This is a genomic window from Erythrobacter sp. 'gip.4 top 5' (assembly GCF_056495765.1).
The window spans coordinates 3,010,720-3,025,589 of record NZ_CP200270.1 but is presented as its reverse complement, the minus strand read 5'-3'; the positions used below and the strand labels follow the sequence as shown (position 1 = coordinate 3,025,589).

The 14,870-nt window shown below is 62.1% G+C and carries 15 protein-coding genes; 6 read left to right on the top strand and 9 right to left on the bottom strand.

Features of this window, described 5'->3' with window-relative positions:
* Positions 1-126: 126 nt before the first annotated feature.
* Both ACRANW_RS14710 and ACRANW_RS14705 read right to left on the bottom strand, forming a co-directional pair.
* Entirely contained in the window at positions 127-1,509 is a 1,383-nt protein-coding gene (locus ACRANW_RS14710) for an MFS transporter (RefSeq protein WP_479432497.1), read from the bottom strand.
* A 20-nt stretch (positions 1,510-1,529) separates the two neighbouring features.
* Positions 1,530-2,381, bottom strand: a complete 852-nt coding sequence (locus tag ACRANW_RS14705) for a DUF7847 domain-containing protein (protein WP_479432496.1) — start codon at positions 2,379-2,381, stop codon at positions 1,530-1,532.
* Between the two features lie 88 nt (positions 2,382-2,469).
* Between ACRANW_RS14705 and lipB the strand changes: the two genes are divergently transcribed.
* Positions 2,470-3,159, top strand: coding sequence for a lipoyl(octanoyl) transferase LipB (lipB, locus tag ACRANW_RS14700; protein WP_479432495.1), 690 nt, complete (start codon positions 2,470-2,472; stop codon positions 3,157-3,159).
* Positions 3,156-3,461: a hypothetical protein gene (locus ACRANW_RS14695; RefSeq protein WP_479432494.1), complete on the top strand. Its 306-nt coding sequence runs from the start codon at positions 3,156-3,158 to the stop codon at positions 3,459-3,461. Before lipB ends, ACRANW_RS14695 begins: the two co-directional genes overlap by 4 nt.
* A gap of 6 nt (positions 3,462-3,467) precedes the next feature.
* Here ACRANW_RS14695 and ACRANW_RS14690 read toward each other — a convergent pair whose 3' ends face one another.
* The gene (locus ACRANW_RS14690) at positions 3,468-4,580 is read right to left on the bottom strand and encodes an alkene reductase (protein WP_479432493.1); all 1,113 of its coding nucleotides are present in this window, start codon (positions 4,578-4,580) and stop codon (positions 3,468-3,470) included.
* 130 nt (positions 4,581-4,710) lie between these two features.
* On the opposite strand from ACRANW_RS14690, the gene ACRANW_RS14685 reads away from it, so the two are divergent.
* The gene (locus tag ACRANW_RS14685; RefSeq protein WP_479432492.1) at positions 4,711-5,574 is read left to right on the top strand and encodes a DMT family transporter; all 864 of its coding nucleotides are present in this window, start codon (positions 4,711-4,713) and stop codon (positions 5,572-5,574) included.
* On the opposite strand, the gene ACRANW_RS14680 is transcribed toward ACRANW_RS14685, so the two are convergent.
* The 4 genes from ACRANW_RS14680 to ACRANW_RS14665 all read right to left on the bottom strand — a co-directional run bounded on the left by ACRANW_RS14680 (position 5,571) and on the right by ACRANW_RS14665 (position 9,662).
* Entirely contained in the window at positions 5,571-6,899 is a 1,329-nt protein-coding gene (locus tag ACRANW_RS14680) for a DUF2254 domain-containing protein (RefSeq protein WP_479432491.1), read from the bottom strand. The two genes, ACRANW_RS14685 and ACRANW_RS14680, sit on opposite strands and share 4 nt — an antisense overlap.
* 102 nt (positions 6,900-7,001) lie before the next feature.
* Positions 7,002-8,003 carry a quinolinate synthase NadA gene (gene nadA, locus ACRANW_RS14675; protein ID WP_479432490.1) on the bottom strand — a complete coding sequence of 334 codons (1,002 nt, stop codon included), beginning with the start codon at positions 8,001-8,003 and terminating at the stop codon, positions 7,002-7,004.
* Positions 8,004-8,067: 64 nt separating this feature from the next.
* Complete coding sequence (locus ACRANW_RS14670; protein ID WP_479432489.1) at positions 8,068-8,787, bottom strand: DUF4230 domain-containing protein; 720 nt, start codon at positions 8,785-8,787, stop codon at positions 8,068-8,070.
* Positions 8,772-9,662, bottom strand: coding sequence for an MBL fold metallo-hydrolase (locus ACRANW_RS14665; protein ID WP_479432488.1), 891 nt, complete (start codon positions 9,660-9,662; stop codon positions 8,772-8,774). Before ACRANW_RS14665 ends, ACRANW_RS14670 begins: the two co-directional genes overlap by 16 nt.
* A gap of 56 nt (positions 9,663-9,718) precedes the next feature.
* Here ACRANW_RS14665 and glpK point away from each other — a divergent pair, with 56 nt between their 5' ends.
* Positions 9,719-11,191 carry a glycerol kinase GlpK gene (gene glpK, locus ACRANW_RS14660; RefSeq protein ID WP_479432487.1) on the top strand — a complete coding sequence of 491 codons (1,473 nt, stop codon included), beginning with the start codon at positions 9,719-9,721 and terminating at the stop codon, positions 11,189-11,191.
* Between the two features lies 1 nt (position 11,192).
* Here the strand turns inward: glpK and ACRANW_RS14655 are convergent, their stop codons facing one another.
* Together ACRANW_RS14655 and ACRANW_RS14650 are read right to left on the bottom strand one after the other, a co-directional pair.
* Positions 11,193-11,654: a DUF1465 family protein gene (locus tag ACRANW_RS14655; RefSeq protein ID WP_479432486.1), complete on the bottom strand. Its 462-nt coding sequence runs from the start codon at positions 11,652-11,654 to the stop codon at positions 11,193-11,195.
* Positions 11,655-11,788: 134 nt separating this feature from the next.
* Positions 11,789-11,998 (bottom strand): DUF465 domain-containing protein, encoded by a 210-nt coding sequence (locus ACRANW_RS14650; protein WP_479433963.1) that lies wholly within the window; start codon positions 11,996-11,998, stop codon positions 11,789-11,791.
* Positions 11,999-12,286: 288 nt separating this feature from the next.
* On the opposite strand from ACRANW_RS14650, the gene ACRANW_RS14645 reads away from it, so the two are divergent.
* Both ACRANW_RS14645 and ptsP read left to right on the top strand, forming a co-directional pair.
* On the top strand, positions 12,287-12,454 hold the full coding sequence (locus tag ACRANW_RS14645; protein WP_479432485.1) for a YdcH family protein: 168 nt from the start codon (positions 12,287-12,289) through the stop codon (positions 12,452-12,454).
* Between the two features lie 106 nt (positions 12,455-12,560).
* Positions 12,561-14,831 carry a phosphoenolpyruvate--protein phosphotransferase gene (ptsP, locus tag ACRANW_RS14640; protein WP_479432484.1) on the top strand — a complete coding sequence of 757 codons (2,271 nt, stop codon included), beginning with the start codon at positions 12,561-12,563 and terminating at the stop codon, positions 14,829-14,831.
* Positions 14,832-14,870 lie beyond the last annotated feature (39 nt).

Sequence of the window (14,870 nt, the reverse complement as noted above, 5' to 3'; positions counted from 1 at the left end):
CTGTGCTGACGGCGATAGTGGCCGACTAGATCATGACTGAACGACCCATGATAAAAGCCGACAACGGCTTATGTCTGTGTCGCGTGTAGAACGTCGTGTTCGAGATTCTGCAGGCTCCTGAGAGCGCTATTCGAAAGTTTCGCGCTCGGCTGTCAGCGTGTTGTCGCTCTGCAAAGCAAACCAGCCATGTAACAATACGGCGGCGCACAGCCCGATGATCAGCCCAAAACCAAGCCAGTCTGACCGGCCGTACAGCCACACTCCCAGCGCCGGTGCGTAGATATAGCTCGCCCCCGCCAATGACGCGACAATGCCAGAGGCCTGCCCTTGTTCAGCGCGGCTGACCGCGAGCGATGTGCCTGCTGTGGTCCCTGGGCGGAACAGACCAAATCCCAGTGATGCGATAGCATAGCCCAGGGCAATGAGGTGAAGATCGCCAGCGATGGCAAGAATCAGCGTACCAAACGCCGCCGTGGCGATCCCCCATAAGGTGGCGGCGCGCGGTCCGAGCTTGAAGCGCGGGATCAAGCCCCACTGTGCCAGCAGAGTGGCGCTTGCACCAATCATCAGCACCAGGCCCACCGGCCCGGCGCCTTCAGCCGGGGTCTCGCGCAGGCCGAGCCGGTCCAGCACCAGAAAGCCCGAAATGCCCAGCACCATCGCCTGGGCATGGCCGCCGATCAATCCGGCAAAGACCCACGGACGAAGCCGCGGATCGCGCCAGCTCAGACGCGGCGGATCGCCCGCCGCCTCGGCCCCGTCGGCGTCCTCTTGCGCGGACGAGCCTTGCGGATCAACCGGCGCGCCCGTGCCGCTCGAATAGGCGACACCTGCTCCGCGCGCGGCATATTGCGGCTCGTCATCAGGCAGGCGCAGACGCAAGAGAACCAGCGCGATCACGCCAATCGCGGCGAAGGCGAGGAACGGGCCAGTGAGGCCCAGACCCAGGAACGAAACGACCATGAGCGGTGCGAGCGCCGGTCCGATCACGGTCCCCATACCAAAGCTTGACGCAATCAACGAAAGCGCCTGCGTGCGCTCGGATCGCGGTGTGCGTGAGGCGACATAGGCTTGCACCGCCGGGGGGGCGGCACTGCCGAACCCGCCGTAAAGACTGCGGGCCGCCGCAAAGGCGATCAGCGTCCAGAAAGCGGAGAGCCAACCTGAAAGCCCCACCCACAACACTGCGCCGCACAGCACGAAAGATATGATAAATCCGGTCAGCCCAACCGCCATCATCGCCTTGCGTCCGCGCTGATCGGACCGCCGCGCCCAGAACGGCGCGCACACCACCCACAGCAATGCAGACCAGCTGTAGGCAAGGCTGATCCACACATCCTCCACCTGCAAGGCGGTGCCGATCGAAGGCATGACTGATTGCATCGCGGTATTGCCCGCCGCGGTCACCAGCATGACCAGAAACAAAAGCGCCATGCGCGGCGCGGGGATCGCACCGGTCTGGCCAGGCGTTTGCTCTGAAGACGTCAGCTCGGAATCACTAGCAGCCATGATCGGGCGTGCCTGCGCGGCTATTCAAAGACTTCGGCGGTCCGTTCGGGTTGGGCATCAGCCAATTGCCGGTAGATCGAAACGGTCACCACCAGAAACACGACCGTGAGGAGGGCATTGATTATAGCGCTTATGATGCCACCACCAATCGTTGCGACGGTACCGCCAAACGCTGCCAACACCAGACTGATAATGCCCGAAACGAGCGCAGAGATGATGCCGACGACAAAAACCAGCAATGCGATAAACACGAAGATGCGCAAAGAATTGCCCTTGGTCAGGTGCCAAGACCGCACGAGCGCCGAAAATGGATTGCGCTGCCCTTCGATGGCGATCACCGGGGCTACCAGCGAAAACTTGACGAAAATGTAGACAACCAGAATCAACGCCACAATCGCAGCCGGGATGGCAACAGCCGCCCCGCCCAGCGACGAAATGAGGCCCAGCGGGATGCCGATGGCCAAAGAGGCGCCGATCACCGTGATCAACTGCGCTGCGATGTAGCTTGGCATGCTCCGGATTCCGGTGTTCAAAGCTTCCCCCACCGTCGGGTTGCCGCGGTCTGTTAGGAGTGCAAACAGGCTGATCGAACCGATAAACTGCAGCGCCAGAACAGCAATCAGGATCGGCCAATTGGCGGCGTAGGCCGCGCTCATCTGATCAAGCATTGCCTGCATCACCAATTGCGGATCGGCGTCAGCAGGCGCGCTGGGCTGCGCCGGATTGGCCAATTCCGGTACAAACAGCGCGCTGGCCATCGCGGGAAGAAAGAAAAACAATCCGGCAATCGCGCTGATGGTATCGCGGTTTGTACCAATCAGCCCGGTCGCTTGGACCCACGCTTGACCCATATCGAATTTATGCTTTGCCATCGTTGCCTGTCCGATCCCTTGGGTAGCTGAGGCGCCTGCTCCACAATCGCCTCTTGATATCACCGCTCAATGCCTTCACCGCTGCGCCATGGCAAGCACTGCTCCGGCCTCTGGCCTTCCACACCCGATAGAGTGGCGGCGGGAGCGCGCGCCGGTGGGATACGCTGCCGCGCTCGCCGCGATGGAAGCGCGCAACGCGGCGGTTCATACGGGCGATGCAGCGGAACTGGTGTGGCTGCTTGAACACCCGCCGGTCTACACCGCAGGCACCAGCGCCGATCCGACCGAACTGGTCGACCCGCGTTTCGAAGTGGTCGAAGCCGGGCGAGGCGGGCGCTACACCTACCATGGGCCGGGCCAAAGGGTGGGCTATCTGGTTCTGGACCTGGCCAAGCGCGGCAAGGACGTGCGCTGTTTCGTCCATGCAATCGAAGGCTGGGTGATTGCCACTCTGGCAGGCTTTGGTGTGACAAGCTGGCGGGCAGAAGGCCGGGTTGGCATCTGGACCAGAGACATTGACGGGCGTGAAGCCAAGATCGGTGCGATCGGCGTGCGGGTGCGGCGATGGGTGACGATGCACGGCTTTTCCGTGAACCTTGATCCTAACCTGTCGCACTTTGGCGGGATCGTGCCTTGCGGCATTGCCGAATACGGCGTGACCAGTCTTGCTCGGCTGGGCCTTACTGTATCGTCCGCCGAATGGGACGAAGCCTTGATCGCGGGCAGCGATGATTTCCTTGACGCCCTGGACGCCGCCGCCAAAAGAGCGTGCCGATGACCCGCGCCTTTATTCTTGCCCTGTGCCTGATTGTCGCAGGCTGCTCCGACGATCCGACTTCCAGTACCGAGGAGGGCGCCGCCGCCTCGGGTGAGGTACTGCCTGGATCAATCAGCGACGCAATGATCCCGCTCGATCAATTGGAATCGCAAGCCCCGCTCGCGCCGCGCCAATCCGCGCCGGTGGGTGACATCGACGCCGAACAGCCTGATGTGACGACTGCGCCCGGGATCGACACCCCGGTTGCAAACGAAAGGGCCGGGGCAGCGTCCGCTGCCCCGGCCCCTGATGCCGAGGAATAGTCCCGCTTACTCGGCGGCTTCGGCCTGTTCCTGCTCCAGCGTCGGATAATCGACATACCCTTCGGGAATCGGGAAGTACCAGCTTTTGGGCACGTCCTTGTTCGGATTCCAATGCGCGCCGGCCGCGATCCGCTTTTCCAGATCGGGGTTGGAAATGTAGGGGCGGCCAAAGCTCACCGCATCGCACTTGCCCGCTTCGATGTCGGCCAAGGCTTCCTCGGCGGTGTAATCCGAATTGAGGATCAACGGGCCGGAGTAGATCTTGCGGATCAGCGGGCTTTGCTTGGGCACGTCGGTGCTGCCGAACGTGCCGTCCGGGCCGGGCTCACGCAGTTCGACGAAGGCGAGGCCGAGCTCTTCGCACACCTTGGCTGCTGCACCGAAGGTTGCTGCGGGATCGCTGTCATCGGTGCCTTGCGAATCGCCATTGGGTGACAGGCGAATACCGACGCGGTCCGCGCCCCACACGTCGATCAGCGCTTCGAGCACTTCGCGCATAAACCGGGTGCGGTTTTCCGGGTTGCCGCCATATTCGTCAGTTCGCAGGTTGGTCTTGTCGCGCAGGAACTGGTCGACAAGGTAGCCATTGGCGCCGTGCAACTGCACGCCGTCAAAGCCTGCGGCCTTGGCGTTCTCGGCGGCGCGGCGGTAATCGTGAACGGTGCGGCGGATGTCTTCCAGCGTCATGGCGCGCGCCTCGACATAGGGCTTCTTGCCTTCGGGCGTGTGCGCATCGCCCGGTGCAGTGGTAGCGCTGGCGGAAACGGGCGGCTGGCCATCAAGGAACACCGGATGGACGATCCGGCCCATGTGCCACAGCTGCATCACGATCAGCCCGCCTTCTTCATGCACGGCCTTGGTGATCGCCCGCCAGCCTTGAGCCTGTTCTTCGCTCCAGATGCCCGGTGCGCTCGGCCAGCCGAGGCCTTCGCGGCTGATGCCGGTGGCTTCGGTCAGGATCATGCCCGCGCCTGCGCGCTGCCGATAATAGGTCGCCATCATGTCGTTGGGCGTAAACATCGGGTCCGCCGCACGCCCGCGGGTCAGCGGGGCCATGTGGATGCGGTTCTTGGCGGTCATCGCGCCCATTTTGAGCGGCTGGAAAAGAGCTTCGTGCATATGTGGGTATTCCTTTGGAACCAGTTGCGATTGACTATCCAATTGGGCTTGCCGGGGCTAGGGCGCAAGCATGGAAAATGTTGGGGCCCGAGAAGAAAACGCCCAAGCAAATCGCGTCACACAAGCCCTAATGCCAGACCTTCGCCCGGCATCTTGGGTCCTGTTGGCGGCGTTGCTGGGGGGCAATATCGCGCTTGCGCTGGGGCCCTGGTTTGTGCGCGAGGCCGATACCGGTCCCGTGTCTGCGGGATTCTGGCGGCTGTTTCTGGCGCTGCCTTTTGTGGTCCTGCTCGCACGGGCTAACGGCCAGCGGCTTACCGGAATGGGCGCGAAGACGCTGGGGTTGGTGGCGCTGGGCGCTGTGACTTTCGCGCTTGATCTTGCCAGCTGGCACATCGGCATCGGCATGACGCGGCTGGGCAATGCCACCCTGTTCGGCAATGCCGGGTCGATCGTGCTGCTGTTCTGGGGCTTCATCGCGGCCCGCGTGTTGCCCAAGGGGTGGGAGTGGGCGGCAATTGTCTTTGCGCTTGCCGGCGCGGTGATCCTGATGGGGCGTAGCCTCGAAATCTCCAACGCCACGCTGATCGGCGATCTGTTCTGTCTGGCGGCGGGGCTGCTTTACGCGGTTTATCTGCTTACCCTGCAAGATGCGCGCGGCGCATTTGGTTCTTGGAGCCTGCTTGCGTGGGTCAGTCTGTTCGGTTGCCCGGTATTGCTGGGCATCGCGCTTGCGTTGGGTGAGCCGGTGTGGCCAACCAACTGGACGCCGGTCATCGGACTGTTCATTGTCAGCCAGCTGATCGGGCAGGGGCTGATGGTCTATTCACTTAAATACTTTCCGCCGCTGGTGGTGGGCCTTGCGCTGCTAACTCAGCCTGCTGTTGCATCGCTATACGGGTGGCTCGCGTTTGGTGAGGTGCTGTCCGCGCTGGATATTGCAGGTATGGTGCTGGTCGGCGCGGCGCTGGCGGTGAGCCGCGCGAAGGCTTAGATGGCCATTGCCACCACGCTGCGGTAGCGGGCTTCGACGACATCAAAGTCGGGGCCGGTGATCGCCTTTTGCGCCTGTTCGAACAGCAAATCAGCCTCCCGCATCAGTTCACGGCGGCGGGTTTCGTCGTCAAGAACCCGAGCGGTGTTGGCGATGCTTTCCAACGCCACACTAGCGGCCAGCGGACTTGTCGCCACGCCGCTGCGCATCGAACCAAAGCCGCGTCGGACATAATGGCTGAACGAAGTGTCACGCCGGATCACGCGAGCCTCACCCTCGTCTGCATGATCGGGCTGTTTGTGCACCAGGCAGCGATGCCCCAGCTCCGCCGTCGCCGCGCCCAGCCAGTGCAGCGCAGTGATTGCGGTGAAGGGATCATTGATACCTGGCGACAAGGCCCGCAGGCCGATCTCGACCAGTTCGTCGATCAAAAAGCGCAAATCCTGATCCGAGGTGCGCATCCCGCCTAGCGCAAAGGCCGAACGGATCTTGTCCTGATCGGGTGGTGCGCCGTCTGCCCCATCGGCCGACTGCCAATGCGCCAGCACCATGCCGGGGTGCAGGAAATCCCCGGTGCGACAAACCAGGCTGATCCGGCCACCGTCTGCGCGTGCCACCTCCTCCAATTGGTCGAAGGTGATCGATTGGACGTAACCGGCGACATGCGCGGTGATCGGTTCACCTGAAAAGGGCTGGTCGCTTACCGCCGTACTATCTTTATCAGGATAGATCGCATCAATATCGTGGATCAGGCGCCTGCCGATATTTTCCAACACCGTATTGATCCGGATCGATGCCGGAATGTGGTGCAGGAAATAGACCAGAGTGCCGACAGCCACCACGATCAGGATATACGATACGAAGAGCGAGAAATTGGGCACAAAGGACGTCAGCTCAATGGAATCGCCCGTGGCATCGGTAGTCACGGCGCCTTCATGGCGGATGGTGCGCAGCACGTTGATGCAAAACACGAAGGTGCCGATAAACACGGCAAGGCTAAGTTTGTTGCCGCGATCTTCCATGAAGTTGTTGAGCAAGCGCGGGCCGTAGGTGCCGCTGGCGTAGGCGACTGCGGCAATCGTGATCGAAAACACCGTCGAGGCTACGCCGAGCATGGCGCCTGCAACCAGCCCGAGGATGTCGGAGGCGCTGTCGGGTCCGGACAGTTCGATGATGCCGAGTTCGCCCAGCCAGGCGGTGTTGCTGTTGCGGTCTAGCGACAGCGTCGCGCTCGACAAGATGAATGCGCCAATCGCGAAAAGGGCCGGGTAGAACCAATAGCTGCCTTTGATGGCAAGCCACAAAACCCTGATGCGCGCCGTCATCTGATCGCCCCGTTCACGTTTCTGCGCAGCACCAACGTTTGCACGCTGCCGGTTGGCGTTATCACACCGCCAGATGATGTCTCAAGATTTCGGGTAGCGCGGTCAGTCGCCGCTGAAGTGGACCTTGCCCAGGTCGCCCAAGCCGACCGTCCCGCTCGCCATCTCCAGCATCCGGTCAAGGCTGCGCTTGGCGCGCAGGCGCATGCCTTCCTCGATTTCGATCTGCGGGGTCAGGTCGCGCAAGGCCACGTACAGCTTTTCCATCGTGTTCAGCGCCATGTAGGGACAGATGTTGCACGAACAGTTCCCGTCTGCGCCCGGCGCGCCGATGAAAGTCTTGTTGGTCAGCGCCTTTTCCATCTGGTGGATGATGTGCGGTTCGGTTGCCACGATCAGTGTGTCGCCTTCAAACTCGGCCGCGAACTTCAGGATGCCGCTGGTTGAGCCGACGTAATCGGCATGGTCGATGATTGTGGGCGGGCATTCGGGGTGCGCGGCCACCGGCGCGGTGGGATGCTTTTCCTTGAGCTTCAGAAGTTCGGTCTCGGAAAAGGCCTCGTGGACGATACACACGCCCGGCCACAGCAGCATTTCGCGGTTGAACTTGCGGCTAAGGTAACCGCCCAAGTGCCGATCCGGGCCGAAGATGATCTTCTGTTCGGGCGGTATCTGGGCAAGGATCGTCTCGGCGCTGGACGACGTGACGATCACGTCCGAAAGGGCTTTCACTTCGGTCGAGCAATTGATGTAGGTCAGTGCGATATGATCGGGGTGCGCTTCGCGAAACGCGCGGAATTTCTCCGGCGGGCAGGAATCTTCAAGCGAGCAACCAGCGTCCATATCGGGCAGGATCACTGTCTTTTGTGGCGACAGGATCTTGGCCGTGTCGGCCATGAACTTGACCCCGCAAAATGCGATCACGTCGGCATCGGTCGCTGCAGCTTTCCGCGACAATTCAAGGCTGTCACCCACGAAGTCGGCAATGTCCTGAATATCCGGCGTCTGGTAATAATGCGCCAGGATCACCGCGTTGCGTTCCTTACGCAGGCGATCGATCTCGGCGAGGAGATCGGTGCCGGTGGGGTTGCGGATCAGCAGGCTCATTGGTCAATTCCCGTTGTCTTGGTTGGGGCAGATATAGGGCGCGCCCTGCTTTTTTCGAGCGGATTCATTCTCCCGCAAAGCGAACCTCGATCCGCGCCGCATCATAGCCGATGACCTGCAAGGGCACGGCGAGATTCTGGCGCACAGCCTCGCGCGCGGCGGTGCGGGCAAGGCTGAGAACTTCCGGGTTTTTGGCAAAGGCAGTGGCCTTTTGCTCGGCAACCTGCGAGTTCTTTTCCGACAGCATCTGCTGCGATCCGCCGGTATTCAGCAGCCCCTCGGTGAACAGCCGTGCCTTGGCCTCATCGATATTGGGGCGCGAGGTCTGCAATTGCGGCAGCGTCACGGTAAGGGTCTGGCTCGCTTCGTCCCAGGCAAAATCATCGCGCTGCATGGCTGACAGGTCGAGCCGATAATCGATGCTGGCAGGCACGATCATCGCCTGGCGCACGCGCCGCACGGGCACCGTGGCGATGGTCTGTTCGTATTCACTTTCGGCGACGACCTCAAACCGGCTGGCGAAGACCACGAGGCTGTTTTGCTTTTCAAAGGCGAGCATGGCGCTGCCCACCGGATCGCCTTCCTCCTGATAATAGAATGCCCGCCACCCCAGCCATATCGACAGGGCTGCGAGCAGCGCGATCAGGATTATCAGCAAACGTTCGTTGCGCGCCGAAAGTGACCCGCCATCGGGCGCCACCGGCGGCAGCACCATGCCATGCGGCGCGGGCTGCGGAGGGACACTGGGGCGCAGCGCGGGGGGCTGGTTCAATTCGTCTGCCATGTCTCGGTCCCATGTGATCCGCTACGGCTGGCCAGTCCGCGCCGTTCCAGATCGAGCAAATGCGCGGTGACGCTCATTTCCGCAGCCCCGATCAGGCGCGGGTCGAGGCCTTTGTACATATCGGGGATGAACCCGCTGACGGGGCGCGGGCGTTCTGTCATCAACCGCATAATCTGAGCTTCGCGCTGGCGGCGATGGCCGATCATGCCGCGCACCAACTGGCGCGGCTTCTCGATCGCAGCCCCATGCGCAGAGTGATAGCGCACATCATCACGCGCCATCAGCTTTTCGAGGCTCGCCATGTAATCACCCATATCGCCATCGGGCGGGATGACGACGCTGGTGGACCACCCCATCACGTGATCCCCGGTGAACAGCGCGCCGCTTTCCTCCAGCGCAAAGCACAGGTGGTTCGACGTATGCCCCGGCGTGGCGACGGCCGTAAGCGTCCAGCCGGTGCCGCGCATTGCCTCGCCATCGGCCAGCACGCGATCTGGCGCATAGGTCGGATCAAAGGCCTCGTCCGAACGTGGCCCGGCGACTTGCAGCACCAGCGGCGCACAGCCGACGATGGGTGCGCCCGTCTGCGCGGCCAATGGCGCAGCAGCAGGCGAATGGTCGCGGTGGGTGTGGGTGCACATGATGGCAACGATCTTTCGCCCCGCGACGGCGGCCATGATCGCGTCGATATGCGCCGCTTCGTTCGGACCGGGATCGATCACTGCGCAGTCCGGCCCGTCAGCCACGCCGACCACATAAGTCTGCGTGCCGGTGAAGGTGTAGGGCGAGGGGTTAGGGGCCAGCACGCGGCGCACCAGCGGCTCGACATCTTCGGCAAGACCTGTGGGCCAGGGCTGGGGAGGGATCGTGACCATGGCCTTGCATATGGCGGGCGCCATGGCAGATGTCACCCCGGAGAGAGGGTTACGCCATGGCCGACTACATTCTGGTGCTCGACGAAGGCACCACCTCCACCCGCGCAATGCTATTCGCATCCGATGGCGTGCTGGTGGCGAGCGCGCAAGACGCGCTGACGCAGTGTTATCCGCAATCCGGCTGGGTCGAGCATGATCCGCGCGAAATATGGAACAAGACGCTCGCCTGCGCGCAAGCGGTGCTACCCAAGGCGGGCGGGGCGGCGATGATTGCCGCAATCGGTATCACCAACCAGCGCGAAACCGTGGTGGCGTGGGACCGCGCAACCGGCGAGCCGCTGACCAACGCAATCGTCTGGCAGGATCGCCGCACCGAACCTTTCTGTTCCGAATTGCGCAGCGCGGGCCATGAAGCAGGGGTGCAGGAGCGTACGGGCCTTCTGCTCGATCCTTACTTCTCCGGCACCAAGATGCGCTGGATGCTCGACAACGTGCCTGACGTGAAGGCAGCGGCGGACAAGGGCACGCTTGCGTTCGGGACGGTCGAAAGCTGGCTTGTTTACAAATTGACCGGCGGTGCAGCGCATATCTCGGACGCCAGCAACGCCAGCCGGACGTTGTTGATGGGGCTGGAGGATGCGCAATTCGACGAAGGGCTGTGCGATCTGTTCGGCGTACCGATTTCCGCGCTGCCGGGCGTAGTCGACATGGCAGGGCCGCTTGCCATGACCGATGCCGAATTGTTCGGGCGGAGCATTCCGATCACTGGGCTTGCGGGCGATCAGCAGGCGGCGACGATCGGGCAGGCGTGTCTGTCTCCGGGCCAGACAAAAGCGACCTACGGCACCGGGGCCTTTGTGCTGACCTGTCAGGGTCGCCGCATCCCGCGATCGACCAATCGCCTGCTCGGCACGGTGCTGACCCAGCTTGAAGGCCAGCGCACCTATGCCGTCGAAGGATCGGTGTTTGTGGCGGGCAGCCTTGTGCAATGGCTGCGGGATTCGCTCGGGATCGTGCAGGTGGCCGAGGAAACCGAAGCGCTGGCGCGCTCAATCCCGGATAGCGGCGGGGTGGTGATCGTGCCTGCGCTGTCAGGTCTCGGCGCGCCGCATTGGCGGGCCGAAGCGCGCGGGGTGATTGCGGGGCTGAGTTTCTCGAGTGGCAAGGCTGAATTGGCACGCGCAGCACTGGAGGCGATGGCGCACCAGACACATGACCTTTGCGCTGCCTTTACCGCCGACGGTGCGCCATGGCATAGATTGAGGATTGATGGCGGCATGGCGGCCAACGACTGGATGGCGCAGGATCTTGCCGATATGCTCGGCGTGACTGTGGAGCGTCCCAGAATTGTGGAGACGACCGCACTCGGCGCGGCGATGCTCGCAGCGTGCGGCGTGGGAATGTACCCCGATCTTGACGCCGCAACACAGGGGATGCGTGGCAGGCTTGTGACATTCGAACCGCAGATGGATGCTGACGTTCGCGATGCGCGGCTAGCATCGTGGCGTAAGGCCTTGGCGGCCACCTGATCTAGCCGAGGCGACCCAGTTCCCGCCCGAGCCGATCCTGAAATGCGCGTGCGGGCGAAGACATGTCGCAATGTTGGCGCCATGCCTCGTCAAGACGAGCGATCCGTTGATGCAGCTTTTCGGTGTCAGCGATCAACGCCTGCATTTCGGGTTCGAGCAGCGCTAGCTGCTTTTCGTCCGAGCCGCGATCAGGTGGCAGCGCGCCATGCAGGCGCACCTGATTTTCGCTGAGTTCTCCCTGAAACAGAGCGCGTTGGTTCAGCAGCCAAGCGAGCACATGCATCATCCGGGTGGTCGTCTTGAGCCCTTCGGTCGAGAGCGCCAAACGTGCAAAGGCATCTTCTCCCGCCAGCGGCTCGCGTGTCCCGGCGGCAAACACCGCACGCACATCGTCGGCAAGCACCAGTGCTTCGGTGTACAGCGCCTCAACAATCGGGCGGGACAAATTCGGAGGAGGGGTCATGTTGCGTCGCAGGTTACGCCCCGGCAGGCCGGTTCGCCATATGGCTATGGTTACTTTCCAAGCAATTTTTTGCTTTCGTCCCGACCGGACACACAAGGTGCCTTGCACTGACCACGCCGATCAGGTGGCCGGAATCAGGCGATGATATCTGGCAGCAGAGTATCCTCGATCATCGCGATCTGATCCCGCAGGCGCAGTTTGCGCTTTTTCAGACGGGCGATCTGGAGTTGATCGGCGGATGCGCTGCCCCGTGCCGCCTCGGTGAGCGCGGCAATCGCGGCGTCGAGATCGCGGTGCTCGGTCTTGAGCAACTCAAGATTTTTCCTGAGCTCGAGCTCGGTCATATTCGCCCCCGCTTCCTTTTCGCCAATCGCGTCCAACGCTGCAACCTGCGCCGTGCGCTACGCGTTCCTGCCGCGCTTGTGTAGATAGCAGATGGCAATTTCACCGCGCTTCAACGCAGATCCAGCGCTGCGGTTCGTCGTACGTGCAAGCAGATGCGACGATTTGCGGCTCGTAAGGGCTTTGCAACCGCCGTTGTGTGTGTTCTCAATGCAGGCAGCGGCCCGGTCGCTTCATGTGCCGAGTCGCCTTTTTCCGGGGGCGTACCCCCGCAAACAGGAGAACGCATAATGGCATCGACCGCAGTGTCTTCCCATCTCAATGCCCTGCAGAACAAGCACGCTGGCCTCGAAGCGCGGTTGCGCGATGAAATGACACGGCCAATCCCCGACACCGCGACGATTCAGGCTCTCAAAAAGCAGAAATTGCGTTTGAAGGAAGAGATCGCGTCCGCCTGAGAATTCAAGAAAGCGAGATCGCGCCCTTTCCGATGACCTGAACGGGCGGTGTGCTGCAAAGCCGGGTTTTGCATTTGGCGTGCGGAATGAATAGACCCGCAAGATTATGTCAGCCGCAGCCTCCGCCCGCCAGATTCTAACGCGCCTGACCGAGGTGATGGCGTCGCGCATGCACGCGCAAGGCAAGCTGGATCAAGTCGTTGAGATCATCGGCGAATGCCTGACGAGCGAGGTTTGCTCGATCTACCTGTTGCGCGAAGGCATGTTGGAGCTTTTCGCGACCCGCGGCCTCAATCAAAGTGCGGTTCACGTGACCCGTATGGCGATAGGCGAAGGCCTGACCGGCGCAATTGCACAAAAGGTCGAAACGCTGAATCTGGCCGAGGCCAAGGCGCACCCCGACTTCCAGTACCGGCCCGAAACTGGCGAAGAAAAATTTCACTCTTTTGCAGGCGTCCCAATTGTCTACCGCGAGCGTGCTGTGGGGATATTGTCGGTCCAGCATATCGAGCCGCGCCGCTATGAAGAGGTCGAGATCGAGGCGCTTCAGACCACCGCAATGGTACTAAGCGAATTGATTGCTAATGCCGAGCTGGTGGATGAGGAAGAAGCGCGAGGGCTAACGCAAGAGCAGACAGGCCCCATGACCCTCACCGGCCTCACGCTCGTCAAAGGGCTTGGCGCCGGCGCCGCCGTCTATCACCAGCCTCGAGTCGAAATCACACAGGTCATGGCCGAGGACACCGAGGCCGAACGGCAGCGCGTCTATCGCGCTTTTGACAAGATGCGTGAGCAGATCGATACGCTCGCCAGCCAAGCCGAATTCGGGGTCGGCGGTGAGCATGAGGAGGTGCTCGAAACCTACAAGATGTTTGCCTACGACGAAGGCTGGTCGCGGCGCATCAACGAAGCCATTGATAGTGGCCTGACCGCCGAAGCCGCGATCGAGCGAGTACAGCAGCACACCCGGATGCGAATGCGCGAGATCGACGATCCGTTGCTGGCCGACCGAATGCACGATCTGGAGGATTTAGCCAACCGGCTGATCAGGATCGTTGCGGGGCAGGTCGGCACAGCGGCCTCGCAAGGCCTCAGGCGGGACACGATCCTGATCGCGCGTAACTTGGGGCCAGCCGAATTGCTGGAATATGACAAGCGCCGGCTGAAGGGCGTGATACTGGAAGAAGGTTCATTGACCGCGCACGTCGTCATTGTTGCGAGGGCGATGAATGTGCCAGTGATCGGGCGCACCAAAAGTGTGCGCGCCACGATCCGCGAAGGCGACGAGATCCTGCTGGATGGGACCGCGGGCAGTGCCATCATCCGACCGCTGCCGCAGGTCGCGGACGCGTTCCAGGCGCGCTTCGCCAAGAGCCGCGAAAAGCAGGCTGCCTATGCCTCCTTGCGCGATGTCGAGCCCTTCACCCGCTGCGGCACGCGTATTCAGGTCATGATGAATGCCGGCCTGCGCGATGACATGAGCGCGCTTGCGATGACCGGCGCGGATGGTGTCGGGTTGTTCCGCACTGAATTCCAGTTTCTGGTTTCTGCCACCCTGCCACAGCGCGAACGCCAGACGCGGCTCTACCGTGACGTGCTTGAGGCCGCCGGCGACAAGCCGGTGATTTTTCGCACGGTTGATATCGGCGGGGACAAATCTGTGCCCTATCTCGCATCCGAAATCGCTGCGCAGGACGAAAACCCTGCAATGGGCTGGCGTGCGCTGCGGCTGGCGCTTGAGCGCGAGGGGCTGATGAAGGTGCAGGCGCGGTCCCTGATGGAAGCGGCGGGCGGACGGTCCTTGTATGTGATGTTCCCGATGGTCAGCGAACCTTGGGAGTTCGATGCGGCCAAGGCCGTGTTCGACGAACAGCTGATTTTCCTGCGCGCGCAAAAAAAGCTGCTGCCCGAACGCATTCATTTTGGCGCGATGTTGGAAGTGCCTGCGCTGGCCGAAGTGCTTGACATGCTGCTGCCGCGACTCAGCTTTTTGTCGATCGGCACCAACGACCTGACTCAATTCCTGTTTGCCGCTGATCGTGCCAATCCCAAGCTGGCCGAGCGATATGACTGGCTTAGCCCGTCGATCCTGCGATTCTTGCGCCGGGTGATGCAGAACAGTGTCGGCAGCGGGGTTGATATCGGTGTGTGCGGCGAGATGGGGGGCCGCCGGCTGGAGGCACTGGCCCTGATGGGCATCGGCTATCGCCGCCTTTCGATCACGCCGGCCGCGGTCGGCCCGATCAAGGAGTTGGTGCGCAAGATTGATCTGGCAGAGCTTACCGCGGCAATGACCGGATGGCTGGCTGTTCCAGAGCACAATCTGCGCGCTGAACTGTCGGCTTGGGCCGATGCTCGCGAGATCGAGTATGATTGATGCCAGCCTTGCGGAGAAACGTGCGCCGTGTGCGCCAGC